Consider the following 15985-nt stretch of genomic DNA (forward strand, 5'->3'; position numbering starts at 1 on the left):
CAAGGTCTCCGGTGTGCAGTTCTTGCTTGGTCACAGAACCAGGTACCGGAGACCTCTTCAGTTATCGACCAACGCCACGCCGAACCTTGCGCTCCAACCCGGCCACGGACGGCCTGAGCGTCACGGCCCTCTACGACGAGCCGCGGGTCGTCGTCCTGCCGTCCGCGCACCGCCTGGCCGGCAAGGACTCCCTGACCCTGGACGACATCGCCGACGAGCCCATGCCGCGCCTGCCCGGCGTCGACCCGGCGTGGGCGTCGTTCTGGCTCGCCGACCCCCGCCCGGACGGCCGCCCCGCCCCCGACGGACCCCTCCTGACATCGGTCGAGGACAAGTTCGAGCTGATCGCGTCGGGCGAGGCGGTGGTCATCATGCCGGCGGGGTTCGCGGCGCTGCGCCCGGACCTGACGGAGGTGCCACTGCACGGCGTCGCACCCTGCACGGTCGCCCTGGCGACCCGCCCGGCCGAGACGGGCCGCCTGGTGTCCGACTTCCGCGCGATCGCCCGCCGCTATCTGGTCCCGACCCCGTCGCGGTGACCCGTGGGCGTCGCGATCAGCCTCCGCTGGGCGCGGCCTTGTTTGCAGCGGCGGGAAAGAGCCGCTGGACGGCGGCGACGATGGCCGCCCGGCGCGCCGCCATGAACCGGTCGCGATCGGCGCCGGTGGGTGCGTGATCGGCCTGGGCGGCCCACGAGGTGGCGAGCTGGCTGACGAACACGAGCACGTCCTCGGGCGCCCACACGGCATCGAGTGCGCCGGCCTTCTGAGCGTCGCGTAGCTGCTCGACCTTGTGGCGCACGGACGCCTGGAAGGGATCGTCGGGTGGCGCCTGCCCGGCCGGGAGCTCCAGCTGACCCCACATCATCAGCCGCAGGCGTTCCGGATGGCGAACCAGGTGGTCGTGCACGCGCCCGGCGTATCCGGGAAGGTCCGCCGGGTCCAGCTCGACGGCCACGGTCATCGCCGCGAGCTCTCGCGAGGCGACGAACCGGTAGAGCGCCTCCTTGCTGCGGAAGTACGCGTACACCCGCTCCTTGCTGGTCCTGGCCGCGTTCGCGATCCGTTCGACCCGGGCGCCGGCGATCCCATACCGGGCGAACTCGGCGGTAGCCGCGGCGATGATCCGGTCGCCGGTCGAGTCCGTCCTGGTGGCGGTGGCCATACCCCCAGAATACCCTACCGAACCGTTCGGTTTGGTGGCCCGGCTGAGTCTGCAGCCGATGAACGGCGGGCATGTCAGCTGTCTTCGCCGCTCAACAGGTCGATGAGCTCGGCGGCGTTGCGCTGGGCATAGTCGGAGTAGCAGTTGTTCATCAAGACGTGGGTTTGCGACGTGCTCGCGGCCAGGGCGCGCAGCTTCGGGGCCCAGTCGGAGAGCTCGGCCGACGAGTACAGGTAGCCGAACTTCTCGTGGATGTCCTTGCTCGTCCAGCGCTCGCTGTGGCCGTGGAACCGCACGAGCGCCAGGTCCGACGTCGCCTCGACGACCGGCGGGACCGACGAGCGGTGGCCCTGCGGCATGTCGACCACGACGTACGGCAGGTCGTGCGTGCGCAGGAACTCCAGGGTCTCGTCCCGGTTGTCGCCGTCGAACCACGACGCGTGGCGGAACTCGACGGCCACGCGCAGCGGCTTGCAGCGCGACGCCACCTCCAGCAGGGTCTGCCTGTTCGAGCGGCGGATCGTGAACCACGGCGGGAACTGGAACAGCAGCGAGCCGATCTTGCCGGCCTCGGCGAGCGGGTCCAGGGCCGACAGGAAGCGCGACCACACCTCGTCGTAGGCGGCCGATGACAGGTCGTGCGGGTACACGTTGGGCTTGCCGGTGTCGGGGCGCAGGTCCTTCGGCAGCGCGCTCACCTTCGTCGGGTGGCCGGTCAGGAGGCTGAACGCCTTGACGTTGAAGGTGAAGGCGGGCGGGGTGCGCTGGGCCCACAGGCGGGTGGTCTGCTCGTTGGGCGGGGCGTAGTAGGTCGCGTCGACCTCGACGAGCGGGAACTGGCCGGCGTAGTAGCCCAGGCGCTGCTCGGCGCTGGTGACCTCCGGCGGGTACCAGCCCGAATCCAGCAGCGTCCGGTCCGTCCACGACGCGGTGCCGACCTTGATGTCGCCCATCACGACACCCGTCCCCAATTCCGGAGCGGTCAAACGTCACCCGGCGAGCGCGGAAGCGAGCTGCTGGCGGCTGCCGATCGACAGCTTGCGGTACGTGTTGGTCAGGTGGATCTCGACGGTGCGCATCGACAGGAACAGCGACTGGGCGATCTCGCGGTTGGTGGCGCCCGACGCGGCCAGGCGGGCGACGCGCAGCTCGCCGGCGGTGAGGGACTCGCGGCCGGTCAGGCGGGCGCGGCGGGGGCGGGCGCCGGCCGCGGCCAGCTCCTCGCCGGCCCGGGCAGCGAGCGGGGCGGCGGCACAGCGGGCCGCCAGGTCGAGGCCCTGGCGCAGCGGGTCGACGGCCTCGGCGAGGCGGCCGGCCAGGCGCAGGGCCGCGCCGTGCTCGACGAGCGCGTGCGCCCGCTCCAGCAGGGCGGGGGTGCCGTCGGTGAGCGCGACCGCCTCCTCGAGGCGCTCCAGCGCGGTGGGCGGGTCGAGCTGCGCGGCGACCCGCAGCGCCCGGGCGATCGCGGTCGGTGCGCCGAAGGCGCGGGACAGCCGCAGGTCCTCCTCGGCGAGGCCGGCGGCCTCGGCGGTGCGACCGAGGGCGAGCTGGGCCTGCGCGGCGGCGGCGCGCCAGTGCGCGAAGTTCGGGTTCGAGTACCCGCCGCCGTCGAGCACCCGCCCGCACTCCAGGAGGTCCTCGGCCGCCTCCGACGGGCGGCCCTGTGCCAGGCGCAGGCGGCCGCGGGCGAGCAGGACGAAGTGCGCGACGAGGGTGTCCATCGGCTGCTCGCCCTCGAGGTCGCCCTCCCGGACCACCCGCTGCGCCTCGTCGAGGGCGCCGCGGGCCACGAGCGCGTCGATGAGCACGGCCGCGGCGAGGGGCAGGTCCTGCGGTCGGGTGTCCTCCTGCAGCTCGATCGCCGCCCGGCCGTCGCCCTCGGCGTCGATGAGGTGCCCGGCGTAGAGGGCGGTGTGCGAGCGCAGGACGGCGAGGTAGCGGAACTCGGCGGCGTTGCCCAGGCGTACCGCCGCGTCGATGCCTCGGTCGAGCAGCTCCAGGGAGCCGGTCAGCTCGTCGGCCACGGCGAGCGCGGCGGAGGCCATGTTGACGAGGATCCACTTGTCGCGCGCCGGCAGCGGGCCCTCGCACGAGCTGCGGGCGAGGCGGGCGACCTCGGCGGCGGGGCGGTCGCCGGTCGTGGCCGCGCCGAACGCGATGATCGACAGCAGCATGCGCTCGACGTCGGTGCGGCCGGTCAGCGACGGCAGGAGCGGGTCGAGGCGGGCGAGCCACACCGCGGGCGGGCGGATGGTGATGATGTCGAGCATCGCGAAGGCGGCCTGCAGCGGCAGCGGCAGGGTGCCGTCGTGCGTTTCGAGGAGGCTCCGGGTGTACCGCATGACGTCGATCGCCGCCCGGCTGCGCCCGGTCTGCAGCATGAGCCACCCCAGCTCCATCCCGAGGGGCATCCGCTCCGGGGCGGAACCGGTCAGCTCGATCGCCCGCCGCAGCGCGTCGCCGGCCTCGTCGGGCCGGTTGGCCATGCCCAGCGCTCGGCCCAGCTCGGCGTGCAGCGTCGCGCGCAGCTCCGGCGCCGGCGGCTCGTCCAGCGCGCGGCGCAGGAACGCGACCGCCGGCTCGGGCGCGTTGCGGGCCACCGCGCCGGCCGCGGCGCCGCGCAGCGCCTCGACCACCCACGGGTCGTCGTCGGGCTCCGAGTGCAGCAGGTGCGCGGCGAGCTCCTCGGGGCCGGCGCCGTCCTCGCGCAGCAGCAGCGCGGCCCGCTTGTGGCCGGCGGCGCGCTGCAGGCCGGCGACGTCGCCGTACACGGCGGTGCGCACCAGCGGGTGCACGAACCGCATCTCCCGGCCCGGCGCCAGGATCGCCTCGGCGTAGAGCGGTGCCGCCAGTGTCGCCACCCGCGCCATCGGCAGCCCGGCCAGCGCCGCCACCCGCCGGGGCGCGGCCGCCGCACCGAGCACCGCCACCGCCCGCGCGACCGCCTCGGCCTGCGGGCCGAGCCGGGACAGGCGGGCCAGCACCGCGCGGCTGACGGTGTCCGGGCGCAGCCGCGCCACCCGGGCGGCGTGCTCGGCGACCGGGCGGACCTTCCCCTCGCGCAGGCTCGCGAGGGCCTCCGTCAGCAGGAACGGGTTGCCGCCGGTGGCCCGGGCGCACGCCCGGCAGAACTCGTCGTCGGCCTCGGCGCCGAGCTCGTCGCGGACCACCCGGCCGACACCGGCCTCGCTCAGCGGTTCCAGGACGAGCAGCTGCGGGTGTACCCCGGAAAGCGCCCGGCTCAACGTGTCCTCGCCGCCGCCGCGGGGCCGGCTGGCCAGCACCAGCAGCGCGCCGACGTCGCCGAGGCGGCGGGCGAGGTGCGACACGAACCGCAGCGAGGACTCGTCGGCCCAGTGCGCGTCGTCGACGACCAGCAGCAGGGGGCGCTCGGCGAGGTTGCAGCACAGCCAGTACAACCCGTGCACCACCCCGCCCCGCTCGACCTCGCCGGGCAGGCCCGGCGCCGGGCCGAACGCCGGTGCCGCCAGGCTCGCCGCGCCGGCCATCAGCTCGGCCCGCCCGGCCTCGCCCGCGGCCCGCAGCGCCGGCTCGAACAGCTGGCGCACCACCCCGAACGGCAGGTCCTGCTCCAGCTCGCCGCCGGCCGCGCCGAGCACCCGCAGGCCCCGGGCGGCCGCCCGGGCGCGCACCTCGGCCAGCAGCGCGGTCTTGCCGATGCCCGGCGCCCCCTCCACGACCACGGTGCCGCCCTGCCCGCCGGCCGCCCGCCCCAGCAGCGTCTCGACCGCCGCCAGGTCCCGCTCCCGTTCGATCAGCATCACGCCCACGTCCGCTGGAAATCTTCTCGGTGGGTACCACGATGCCGCACACCCCGCAGCGGCGGGATCCTCGGGTGGCAGTAGTCCGGAATCGGTCACCACGAGGGGGAGACGACCGTGAGCAACCCGAACTTCGACGCCGGCCGCCGGTTCATGCAGATGGCGGAGGACTCCCGGCGGCTGGCCGAACGGCGGCGGCGGTCCGGCTACCGGCCCTCGCCGGCCCGCCGGGTCGCGGGCGGCGTCGTCACCGCCGTCTTCTTCGTCGTGTTCCTCGCCGTCGCCGCGGTGTTCGCGCTCGCCGTGCTGCAGACCCGATGAGCGCGCCGCGACTCGGCGTCGACTTCGGCACGTCGACCACCGTGGCGGTGCTGTCCGGCCCCGACGGCCGGCCCCGCCCGCTCGTCTTCGACGGCACCGAGCTGCTGCCGTCCGCGGTCTGCGCCGATGAGCACGGCACGCTGCTCGTCGGCCGCGACGCGGTCCACGCCGCGCGGGCCTATCCGGGCGGCTACGAGCCGCACCCCAAGCGCAGCGTCGACGACGGCACGCTGCTGCTCGGCGGCAAGGAGTTCCCGGTCTCCGAGGTGTTCGCGGCGGTACTGCGCCGAGTCGCCGCCGAGGCCGAGCGCGTCGCCGGCGCCCCGCTGCCCGGCGCCGTGCTCACCTGCCCGGCCGGCTGGGGCTCGCGCCGCCAGGCGGTCCTCGCCGGCGCCGCGGTCGCCGCCGGCCTGCCCGCACCGCGGATGGTCGCCGAGCCGGTCGCGGCCGGCTGCTCGTTCGCGGGCGTGGCCGGCGCCGCACCGCCCGGCGCCCGGCTGCTCGTGTACGACCTGGGCGCCGGCACCTTCGACGCGTCCGTGGTGCGCAGCACCGGCGATGGCTTCGAGGTGCTCGCCGAGCACGGCCTGCCCGACGCCGGCGGCCTCGACATCGACGCGGCGATCGCCGGGCACCTCGGCGCCGTGTACGCCCAGCGCGATGCGGCAGCCTGGCAGCGCCTGGCCCGCCCGGAGACCCCGGCCGACCGCCGGGCCGCGCACGCCTTCCGCGAGGACGTGCGCATCGGCAAGGAGATGCTCTCGCGCACCGCGTCGACCCTGCTGCACGTCCCGATCTTCGACGACGACGCCCTGCTGACCCGGGTCCAGCTGGAGCAGTTGGCGCTGCCGATCCTCGAGCGCACCATGCGCGCCACGCAGACGGCCCTGCGCGAGTCCGGCGTCGCGCCCGGCGACCTGGCCGGCATCTTCATGGTCGGCGGCGCCTCTCGGATGCCCCTGGCCGCGACGCTGCTGCACCGCCGCCTCGGCGTGGCCCCCGTGGTGGTCGAGCGCCCCGAGTTGGTCGTCGCCGAGGGCAGCCTGCTGGCGGGCTCAACTTTGACCGCGCCGGTTGCCCCGGTTGCCCCGGCCCCGGCCCCGGCCCCGGCTGAGCCTCCCGCACCCGTTGTGGTGCAGGCGCCGGCACCGGTGGAGGCTCCCAAGCGTCGCCGTTCACGGCTGCTGCTTGCCGGTGTGCTCGCCGCGGCCGTGGCCGTGGCGGCGGTGACCGTGACCGCGGTGCTGTGGAACGGCCGCGACCACGACTCCGGCGCCGCGAGCAGCGGCGGCGGCTGGTCGGGCGACAGCGCCGCGGCCGCCGGCTCCGGTTCGCCGCTGCTGCGCGTGCTCACCGGCCACACCGGCGAAGTGACCGGCCTGGCGTTCCTGCCCGGCGGCACCCAACTGGCCAGCGAGTCCAACGACGCCACCCTGCGCGTGTGGAACGTCCTGTCCGGCACCAGCACGGGCCCGTTTACCTCCGGCAAGGGCGGCTACTGCGTCGCGGTCAGCCCCGACGGCAGGACCATCGCCACCGGCGGCAACTCCGACCACTCCGGGCGGCTGTGGACCGTGGCGGGCGACAACACCGTCACGCTCACCGGCCACCAGCAGTGGATCCGCGCGGTCGCGTTCAGCCCGGACGGCAACACCGTCGCAACCGGTTCGTTCGACGACACCGCCCGGCTCTGGGACGTACACACGGGCAAGCAGAAGTCCGTGCTGCAGGGCCACAATGCCAGCGTCTACGACGTGGCGTTCGCCCCCGACGGCCGCACCATCGCCACCAGCAGCGCCGACGGCACGATCCGCCTGTGGGACCCCGCCTCGGCCCGCACCCTGCGCACGATCGACGCGGGCTGGGTCGGGGTCAGCAGCGTCTCGTTCTCGCCCGACGGCAAGACCCTCGCCGCCGTCGGCTACGGCAACTCGTCCGGCGGCATCAAGCTGTTCGACGTGGCCTCCGGCGCTCCGGCGCGCCCCACGATCGAGCCGGAGACCACGTTCGAGGTCGTGCGCTACAGCCCGGACGGCAGGCACGTGGCGGCCGCGGCCGTGGACGAGGCACGCATCTACGACCCGTCCGCCGGCACGAGCCTGCTGACCCTGACCGGCCACACGAAGAAGGTGATGAGCGTGGCGTACAACTTCGACGGCTCAGTCCTGGCGACGGGCAGCGAGGACCACACGATCCGCCTGTGGCACACCGGCCCGTACGCCTCCGCGATCTCCCCGTCGGCCGCCGCCTCGGCCGGCTCGGGCACGGTCGGCCAGAACGCACCGGCCCCGGCCGTGTCGTAGCGCCGGCGTGACCCTCGCCCTGCTCGTGGTGCTCACCGCCGTGGTGATCGCCGTCGCCCGATGACCCGCGCGCCGGCGGACGCCTTGCGAAGGGGCGGGCGGTGCCGGCGTTCCCGGCATGGCACGGCTGCTGCGGCGCTGCGCCACTGAGCGGCCCTTCATCGGGCCTGCGCTCCGAGCGCGAACAGCGTGCCGAGCTCGTTGGCCAGGCCGACGTCGCCAACCAGCCGCACCTCGCCGGTGAGGAACAGCGACAACGGGGCCACCCGGCCGGATGCGAGCCGGAACAGCGACACGCCCGCCGTCACCAGCGACAGCGCGGGTGCTCGCAGCGGCCGCGGCGAGCGCGCGCAGCCGGCACCGGTCAGCACGAGCTCGAAGACCTCGCCGTCGACGACCCAGTGCAGGACCAGATCGTGCCGGCCGGGCCGCGGCCGGTACCGCGTGCACAGCCAGGCGAACAGGTCGTCGAGCACCTGCCGCCGCGACGGCCCCGCCAGCAGCTGCGCGACCTGCCGCTCGTCCGCGACCCCCAGCAATGCCCCGAACCGGTCCGGCTGTGCCGTGACCGGCAGCGGCGGTGCCGGCGACACGGGAACGGCCGGGAGTGACTCGGCCGGGGAGACGGCCGCAGGGGAGATCGGGGCCGCGGGGAGCGACCGGACCGGGGAGGCGGGCAGGGCCGGCCTGTCGCTGCGCGCCAGCGCCGTGATGCGCTCGAACAGGCCGCGCAGGAGCGGCAGGTCCAGCTCGTCGAGACTGTACGGGTAGCGCACCACGCCGTCGCCGAGCACGAGTTCCTTCGTCGAGCGCACCTCGAACGCGTCGGTCGCGAAACGCTCGTAGGGCGCCGCGCACTCCGTACCGCCGGCGGACATGCCGCGGAAGCGTACCCCGCGGTCGGTCAGCGCGAGGCACTGCGGGCCGGCTTCCCCGGTGATGGCCATGTTGTAGACCGCGAGCAGCTCCTCGCCCGCCGGAATGACGAGCGCGGCACCGAACGACTGGCGCTGCGCGGGTGTCAGCCGCGTCCCGACGTAAAAGCGCCCGCCCGACGCTGTTGCGGCGAGCAGCGCCCGCACACCATCGGCGTACCGCGGCTGCGCCGCACGCATCGCCGCCTGGTGCCGCTCGGTGACCGGCATGCCGCCGGCCAGCCGGATGATCTCGTAGACCAGGGTCCGCATCGCGAACACGTCGCTGCGATCGACAGAGCCGACCGACTGCGGTGGATCATTGCGGGTCCAGGTCTCACCGTCGAGGCGGAACAGCGCCGCGGGGAACTCCGTGTACGGGTGGATGCTCTGACTGCCTTCGACCCCCCACCCGTTACGCAGCCGCAGGCCGCGGGTGGTGAACAGAGCGCTCTCTTTAGCCCCGCCCCAAAGGGTGAAATCGTACAGCGCGAGAACATCCTCGCCCGGGTCGACCTTGTGTGCCGAGCGCGCGTTGGCCAGCTTGGACGACTGGATGTCCGGTGCGAGGCGCAGCTTGGTCGTGGCCTTCATCGCCGCCAGCAGCCGCCTGACCTCCGCCAGGAGGTTCGCCGCCGGCATCGGGGCCGCGACCGGCCCGCCGGGTTGTTCGCCGAACGTCGCCTCCGGCACGGCGGCGAGGTGACCCTGGGCGAGGCGGTTGATCTCGTGGAGCAGGTCGCGGATCGGCGTGACGTCGCCCTCGTTGAACATCGTGAGTCCGCGCGGGACACCGTCGCTGAAGCGGGCGGTGCCCTGGGACTCGACGGTCGCGGCGCCGGAGCCGAAGGTGGTGTAGTCGAAGAAGCGGGGCGTGTCCTCACCCAGGCCGGAGTTGCGGTAGCGGACGCCGAGCGAGGTGAAGAGCATGGACTCCTTGGCGCCGCCCCAGACCGTGAAGTCGTACAGGGCCAGCACCTCTTCCCCCGCGGCCGTAGGGTGCATCGACAGCGCGTTCGTGAGCTTGTTGCCGGGGATGCCGGGCGCCAGGTGGAAGCGGGACGACGGGCGCAGGCGCGCCAGGAACGCTCGCACGCCGTCGGCGATGCGTGCGGTCGTGGGCCCGTCGACCTCCTCGGCCTGCGGTTCGGCCTGCGGTTCGGGCTCGGCCTCGGCCTCGGCTTCGGGCTCGGCTTCGGGCTGCGGCGCGGGTTGGGCCGGGCGGGGGCCGGCGAGGATGGCGGCGCCGTGTGCGATGGCCAGGTCCGGGTCGTCGACGTGGCGGACCGGGCGGCCGGAGCGTTCGGACAGGCGCTTGGCGACCAGGGGCAGCCGGCTCGAACCGCCGACCGGGATGATGGCGTCGATGTCGGGCCACTCGAGCCCCTGCTCGGCCAGGAGGCGTTCGCACTCGTCCAGGGTCTCGTCCAGCAGCGGGGCGAGCACCGCCTCGAGCTGGTCGCGGGTGATCTCGATGACGACGGGATCGTCCAGCTCGGACAGCATCTCCTCGTGCGCCTCGGTGATCGACAGCTGGATCTTGATCTGCTCGCAGGTGTCCTGCAGCTGCAGGCGTTTGCGCCAGGTCGCGGCGTCGGTCGCGGCGGAGTCGAGCAGGGTCCCGGTCTGCTCGGGGTGCTCGGCGCGGATGTGGCGCAGCACGGCCCGGTCGAACGCGAGCCCGCCGATGCCGTCGATGCCGCCCGGCTGGCCGAGGACCTCCATGGTCCCGTCGGCGTTGCGGCGGGCGATGGCGCAGTCGAACGTGCCGCCGCCGAGGTCGTAGACGAGCGTGGTGGCGCCGACGTCCGCGGTGCCGTGCGCGGCGTACGCGGCCGCCGCGACCGGCTCGGTCACGAGCCGCACATCCGCGGCGCCGAAGCCGGCGAGCGCGGCGGCCTTGTGCATCAGGTCGTGGCTGGCGCCCTCCCAGGCGGCCGGCACCGTCACGACGAGCGTGGCGGCCTCCTCCGGGACGACCTGCATCGCCTGCGCGCGCAGGAACCGCAGGACCTCGGCCGCGAGCTCGTACGAGCGGAACGGGCGGTCGCCCAGCATCGTCGGCGTCGGGTCGGCGAACTCGCGCTTGAAGCCCGCGCGGTACCGGTCGGGCCGCAGTCGCTTGGTGCGCTCCGCGGCGGCGCCGACGGCGAACGTCCCGTCGCGCTGCAGGCACACCGCGGTGGGCACGCTGTACCGGCCGAACGGCGAGCCGGGGTCCTTGACCCGCAGGAAGGTGCCGTCCGCCCGGCCGACGACGATCGCCGAGGTCGAGGTGCCGAAGTCGATGCCGTAGACGACGCCCATCGGTCGGGTTCCGTTCTCCTAGTGCGGCTGTGCCTCGTTGGACGTGCGCCGCGGGTGGAGTGTTCCGCGCGGCGCTCAGTGCGGGTGGTCATGGTGCGGGCCGAGGTCGAGGTGCGGGTCGGGCGCCTCGGCCGCCGGGTGGTCGTCGTACAGGTCGCCGTACGGGTCGTGGGAGACGTCGTCGTGGTGGTCGTCGTGGAGCGGCAGGGCGTGCTCCGCGTCGTGCACGGCCGGGTGCTCCTGCGTGGCGGCGGCGATGGAGGCATGCCAGGCGGCGTCGGGCAGCGCCTCGGGCGGGTCGGCCGGCAGCAGCACGTCGAGCTCGGCGACGGGGCCGTTCGCCAGCTCCAGCTCGATGTCGATGTGGTCGTAGACGTTCATGTCCACGAGGCCGGTTGCCGGATCGATCGGCGGCCAGGTCATGTTCATGCGGCATCCATGGCGTTGAGCAGGTCGCGCAGGGCGGCTCTGGCGCGGGCGAGCCGGGACTTCACGGTGCCGACGGGCACGTCACTGAGCTCGGCGATCTCGTCGTACGTGCACTGCATGCAGTCCGCGAGGATGACGGTGACCCGGAACTCCTCCGGCAGCATGGCGAGCGCGCGCCGGACGCTGTCGGCCGACGTGACCGCGTGCTCGGGCGACCGCCCGACCGGCGCCGGGAGGTCCTCGCCGGCCGGGACCGGGATGCGGCGCCGGCTGCGGGAGAAGTCGATGGCGGTGTTGACGACGATGCGGTACATCCATGTCTGCAGTGCCGACCGGCCGTCGAAGCGCTCGAGGCTGCGCCACACCTTGACCAGCACCTCCTGGAGCAGGTCGCGCGCCTCGTCCGGGTCGCCCGCGAACCGCAGGCACATGAGGTGGACGCTGCGCTCGTGGCGGCGGGCCAGCGCGTCGAACGCACGGGTGTCGCCGGCGCGGCTCCACGCGATGAGGGAGCTGTCGGGGGCGTCGGTGTAGCTCGCCGCGCGGGACGTCCCCACCCGACACTCCTTGCCGAAGAGGGCTGTTGGCGCCCTGAGTATCGCAACACCGTCACGCGCGGACAAGACCGTCCCGAGTCCGGGAACATTCCCCCCGAGGCCCTCGTCGAACGAGTGTCACAGCAACCGTTCATCGACAGGAGAGGCGGCCCGGAAACCATGGCCCATCCGGATCGGCGCGGGCGCCGGAAGTATGAGCAGCGGCCCGCATGCCGCCCTGTTACTGTGGCGCCACCTTGGCGGCCAGCTCACCGTAACGACGGTCGGGGTGCGTGATGGTGGGAAACAGCGGAGTCCGGGCGGACCTGCACGGGTGCGCCGACCTTGCCGCGCTCGGCGGCCCGGCCACGCAGCGGCTGGAGGTGTTGCTGCGCCTCGCGGCCTCGCGGCTCGACGAGCCGATGCGGGTCGCCGTCGTGGGGCAGATCAAGCGCGGGAAGTCCACATTGGTCAACGCGCTGCTCGGCGAGGACGTGTCGGCGACGGGGGACGCCGAGGTCACCTACACGGTCACCGAGCTGTTCCATTCGGGCGAGCCGGTGCTGATCGTGCGGTACAAGGACGGCTCCGAAGAAGCCGTCCCGCTCGACCATTTCGACCGGGTGACCAGCCACGACGAGCGGAATCTCGCGGTACTGCGGCAGATCCGCACCGTCCTGCACGGCCGCGACAATCCGCTGCTGCGCTCCTTCCGGCTCATCGACACCCCCGGCCTGGCCAGCGTGCACGGCGCGGACTCGGACAACACCGCCGCGCAGCTGGGCATCACGAGCTTCGGCATCGGCGACGAGGCGGCCGCGGGGCGCAGCATGCAGGACGTCCACGACGACAGCGAGGAGGAGATCGGCAAGGCCGACGCAGTGCTGTACCTCTTCTCGCGCGGTCTGCACGAGAAGGACCAGGCGGCCGCCCTGGACGTCGCGGGCTCGCTCGCCGGATCGGTGACGCCGCTGAAGTCGTTCGGCGTGCTGAGCCGCTGCGACCAGCAGTGGCCGCCGAGCCCGGAGCTGCCCGGCGACCCGGACCCGCTCACGTTCGACCCGATGGCCGTGTCGCAGGAGATCGCCGAGAAGTATCTCGCCCGCCCCGACGTCGGCCGGCTCTTCTACACCATCGTGCCGGTCGCCGGGCTGGTCGGCGCGGGCGCGCAGACGTTGTCCGGCAACGACTTCGCCGACCTCGCCGACCTCGCCGCGATCGAGCCGCGGACGCTGGTGCGGCGGCTGCGCGACGCCGGCCGTTTCGCCACCCGACCGGAGCTCGCCGGCGTTGCGCTGCCGGTCGAGCGCCGCGCGAGCCTGGAGCGCCGGCTGTCGGTGTGGGGGATCCTGCGCGCCTGCACCCATCTGCGCGAAGGCCTCGGCGAGGCTCAGGTACGCGAGCAGCTGGTCATCGACAGCGGCGTACACCGCTTGCGCGCGCTGATCACCGAGCACTTCGGCAACCGCGCGGCCGTCATCAAGCTCGATCACGGCCTGCGCTCGGTGACCGGCGAGATCGCCGCCGTGCGCCGCGCGGCACAGCAGACGGGCGCCGCCCCGGCACCGCAGGTCGCCGAGGTGGCCGCCCGGATCGAGCGGGTCCGCCGCGGGCAGCACGCGTTCGCCGAGATGTCGGTGCTCGCCGAGCACTACCTCGGCAGGATCGGCTTCAGCCCGGAAGAGGTCGCGGACCTGTTGCGGGTCACGGGCGAGTACGGCGTCAGCTGCGCGGCCCGGCTGGGCCTGCCCGACGCGACGCCGGTCGCCGAACTCGACGCGGCCGCCTCCGCGCGCATCTCCGCATGGGCGAGGCGGGAACAGGACCCGATGCTGGACCGGCACACGGCCCGCGCGGCCTACACCGTGCGCCGCAGCTACGAGCGGGTCGCCTTCCGCGTCAGGCGCGCGGCCGCGCTGCTCGGCGGCGGCGACGAGTTCGAGGAGGCCTGACGATGACCGTCGAGCGCATCGGCCTCGAGCCGCACGACGACGGGCCGCCGCCGGTGGTGCACGAGCTGATCGGCTTCGTGGACCGGCTCGTCGCCCTGCCGGCCGACCCGGCGCGGTACACCCCGGATCAAACGGCCGCCATCGTGCGGGCGCTGCAGAGGCGTTGCGGCGCCCTGCTGCGGGCCTGCGAGCTGGAGCCGATCGAGGACGCCGGGCCGGTCGACACGCTCTCGCACGACGTGGTCGACACCCGCCCGGCGCCCGGACCCGACGTCGTCGGGCACATCGTCGAGACGGTACGCCCCGGCTACCGCTGGCGCGGCGTGCTGATCCGGCCGCAGCAAGTCATCGTGTTCACCGCCGGCTGACCGGGACGAGGGATTGGACTTCACGTGAGTGCACTGGACGAGGTCCGCCGCGCGGTGCTCGCGGCGTTCGACGAGGTGGTGAAGCTCGCCGACGGCGAGCTGCCGGCGACGCGGCGGGCGATGCTGGAGGCCGGCCGGGCGAGGCTGCGCCGCGGCCGGTACCACGTCGTGGTCTGCGGCGAGTTCCGGCGCGGCAAGTCGAGCCTCCTCAACGCGCTGGTCGAGCGGCCCCGGCTGTTCCCGGTCGACATCGACGTGACCACGGCGACGGTGTCGATGCTGCGCTGGGGGCCGCAGGAACGGGCGTTCGTCGTCTACAACGAGGACGACCCGCAGAACCCCGGCATGCCGCTCAAGGTCGAGGTCGACATCAGCGACGCCGCCGCCTACGTGACCGAGCAGGCCAACCCGGGCAACACCAAGAAGGTCGCGCGGCTGGTGATGGAGCTGCCGCTGGAGCAGCTGTCGACCGGGCTGGTGCTGGTCGACACGCCCGGCGCGGGCAGCGTCAACCTGGCGCACACCGCCGCCACCCGGGCCTTCCTGCCCAACGCCGACGCCGTGCTGTTCGTCGGCTCCGCGGTCGAGCCGTTCTCCACCGTCGAGCTGGACCTGCTGCGGCTGGCGTTGCAGTACAACCCGATCGTCATCACCGCGATCACCATGATCGACAAGGTCGCCGATCCCGCCGCCGCGGCCGCCCGGGCGCGGGCCCGGATCGCCGAGCACACCGCGACGAGCCCGGACCTGCTCACCGTCGTGCCGGTGTCGTCGTTCCGCAAGCGCGACGCGCTCGACGACGAGGACCCCGACCTGCTCGCCGAGTCCGGGTTCCCGGAGCTCGAGCGGGCGCTGTGGGACGGGCTCGCGGTGGCCTGCGGCGCGGCACAGCTGTCCAACGCCCTTGACGCGCTCGACTCGGCGGTCACCGACGCGCTGGCGCCGATCGCGAACGAGCGCGCGGCGCTGCAGGGCGGCGAGCAGTTCGCGCGGATCGACGAGGAGCTGAAGGCCGCCAGGACCCGGGCCGCGGGCTTCCGCTCCGCGGGTGCCCGGTGGCGCAGCGACCTGCAGGACGACCTCGAGCGGGCGGCACGCCCGATCCGCGAGCGGATGGCCGCGGACTTCGACGCGATCCGCACGGCGTTCGTGCAGGAGCTGCGGGGGGACCGGCCGGTGGCGGACCCGCAGGGCCTCCTGCGGCAGGTGACCGAGCAGCTCGTCGACGCGGCGAACCGGGCAACGGCCGAGATGCCGCGGGTGGCGGAGGACATCGCGGCCCGGTACACGGCGCTGACGTCGACGACCGTCACCGCCGGCGGGGTGGAGACCACCGGCCTGCACGTCGAGGTCGCCGACCTGCAGCTGTCGAAGGTCGGCGAAGGTGCGGCGGGGTTCGTCAAGTTCCGGCAGCGCTACGGCGGGTTCACGGCCGGGGCGATGGTCGGCGGCGTGGTCGGCAGCGTCGTGCCGGTGATCGGGACCGTGCTCGGCGGGCTCGTCGGCGGCGTCCTCGGGCTCCTGGCCGGCGGCGGCCAGGCGAACCAGGACGCCGCCGAACGCGACCGCCGCGAGCGGGCCGCGGAGCTCCGCGAGCACGTCATGCCGATGATGCAGTCCGTACAGGCGCGGGCCCGGGAGGCCTTCGCCGAGCAGCAGCGCGATCTGGTCCGGTCGCTCACCAGGTCGCTCGACGAACAGATCACGAGCGAGCTGGAGTCGCTGACCCTGTCGGTCGAGCGGCTCAACGACGACCGCCAGCGGGCCGCCGCCGACCGTACCGTCCGCCTGCGCGTCCTCGCCGAGACCGTGCAGCGCTACGGCGAGACGCAGGCGCGCCTGCGCGCCCTTCGCCGGCGCGCCGAGGCCCTCGGCTCGCGCTAACCCGACATCAGATGAGGAGTACGCC

General features: G+C 74.1%; 12 protein-coding genes. 6 read left to right on the top strand and 6 right to left on the bottom strand.

Features of this window, described 5'->3' with window-relative positions:
* Positions 1-86: 86 nt before the first annotated feature.
* A complete protein-coding gene (locus ABD901_RS05440; protein WP_345121877.1) occupies positions 87-539 on the top strand; it encodes a LysR substrate-binding domain-containing protein in 453 nt (150 codons plus the stop codon).
* 16 nt (positions 540-555) lie between these two features.
* Here the strand turns inward: ABD901_RS05440 and ABD901_RS05445 are convergent, their stop codons facing one another.
* The 3 genes from ABD901_RS05445 to ABD901_RS05455 all read right to left on the bottom strand — a co-directional run bounded on the left by ABD901_RS05445 (position 556) and on the right by ABD901_RS05455 (position 4946).
* A complete protein-coding gene (locus ABD901_RS05445; RefSeq protein ID WP_345121879.1) occupies positions 556-1164 on the bottom strand; it encodes a TetR/AcrR family transcriptional regulator in 609 nt (202 codons plus the stop codon).
* 74 nt (positions 1165-1238) lie between these two features.
* Positions 1239-2117: a DUF72 domain-containing protein gene (locus ABD901_RS05450; protein ID WP_345121881.1), complete on the bottom strand. Its 879-nt coding sequence runs from the start codon at positions 2115-2117 to the stop codon at positions 1239-1241.
* A gap of 36 nt (positions 2118-2153) precedes the next feature.
* Positions 2154-4946 carry a helix-turn-helix transcriptional regulator gene (locus tag ABD901_RS05455; protein WP_345121883.1) on the bottom strand — a complete coding sequence of 931 codons (2793 nt, stop codon included), beginning with the start codon at positions 4944-4946 and terminating at the stop codon, positions 2154-2156.
* A gap of 117 nt (positions 4947-5063) precedes the next feature.
* Here ABD901_RS05455 and ABD901_RS05460 point away from each other — a divergent pair, with 117 nt between their 5' ends.
* Together ABD901_RS05460 and ABD901_RS05465 are read left to right on the top strand one after the other, a co-directional pair.
* Positions 5064-5267 carry a hypothetical protein gene (locus tag ABD901_RS05460; RefSeq protein ID WP_345121885.1) on the top strand — a complete coding sequence of 68 codons (204 nt, stop codon included), beginning with the start codon at positions 5064-5066 and terminating at the stop codon, positions 5265-5267.
* Complete coding sequence (locus ABD901_RS05465) at positions 5264-7570, top strand: Hsp70 family protein (protein WP_345121887.1); 2307 nt, start codon at positions 5264-5266, stop codon at positions 7568-7570. Before ABD901_RS05460 ends, ABD901_RS05465 begins: the two co-directional genes overlap by 4 nt.
* A 158-nt stretch (positions 7571-7728) precedes the next feature.
* On the opposite strand, the gene ABD901_RS05470 is transcribed toward ABD901_RS05465, so the two are convergent.
* The 3 genes from ABD901_RS05470 to ABD901_RS05480 all read right to left on the bottom strand — a co-directional run bounded on the left by ABD901_RS05470 (position 7729) and on the right by ABD901_RS05480 (position 11777).
* A complete protein-coding gene (locus tag ABD901_RS05470) occupies positions 7729-10791 on the bottom strand; it encodes an Hsp70 family protein (RefSeq protein WP_345121889.1) in 3063 nt (1020 codons plus the stop codon).
* 75 nt (positions 10792-10866) lie between these two features.
* Positions 10867-11220 carry a hypothetical protein gene (locus ABD901_RS05475; RefSeq protein WP_345121891.1) on the bottom strand — a complete coding sequence of 118 codons (354 nt, stop codon included), beginning with the start codon at positions 11218-11220 and terminating at the stop codon, positions 10867-10869.
* On the bottom strand, positions 11217-11777 hold the full coding sequence (locus tag ABD901_RS05480; RefSeq protein WP_345121893.1) for a sigma-70 family RNA polymerase sigma factor: 561 nt from the start codon (positions 11775-11777) through the stop codon (positions 11217-11219). Before ABD901_RS05480 ends, ABD901_RS05475 begins: the two co-directional genes overlap by 4 nt.
* A gap of 275 nt (positions 11778-12052) precedes the next feature.
* Here ABD901_RS05480 and ABD901_RS05485 point away from each other — a divergent pair, with 275 nt between their 5' ends.
* From ABD901_RS05485 to ABD901_RS05495, 3 genes are read left to right on the top strand one after another with little or no spacing between them, the layout of a single operon-like run.
* Positions 12053-13708, top strand: coding sequence for a dynamin family protein (locus ABD901_RS05485; RefSeq protein ID WP_345122388.1), 1656 nt, complete (start codon positions 12053-12055; stop codon positions 13706-13708).
* Between the two features lie 2 nt (positions 13709-13710).
* Positions 13711-14076, top strand: a complete 366-nt coding sequence (locus tag ABD901_RS05490; protein ID WP_345121895.1) for a hypothetical protein — start codon at positions 13711-13713, stop codon at positions 14074-14076.
* A gap of 24 nt (positions 14077-14100) precedes the next feature.
* Entirely contained in the window at positions 14101-15960 is a 1860-nt protein-coding gene (locus ABD901_RS05495) for a dynamin family protein (protein ID WP_345121897.1), read from the top strand.
* The last annotated feature ends 25 nt before the right edge of the window (positions 15961-15985 follow it).

It is taken from the genome of Dactylosporangium darangshiense (genome assembly GCF_039537565.1).
Taxonomy (GTDB): Bacteria; Actinomycetota; Actinomycetes; order Mycobacteriales; family Micromonosporaceae; genus Dactylosporangium; species Dactylosporangium darangshiense.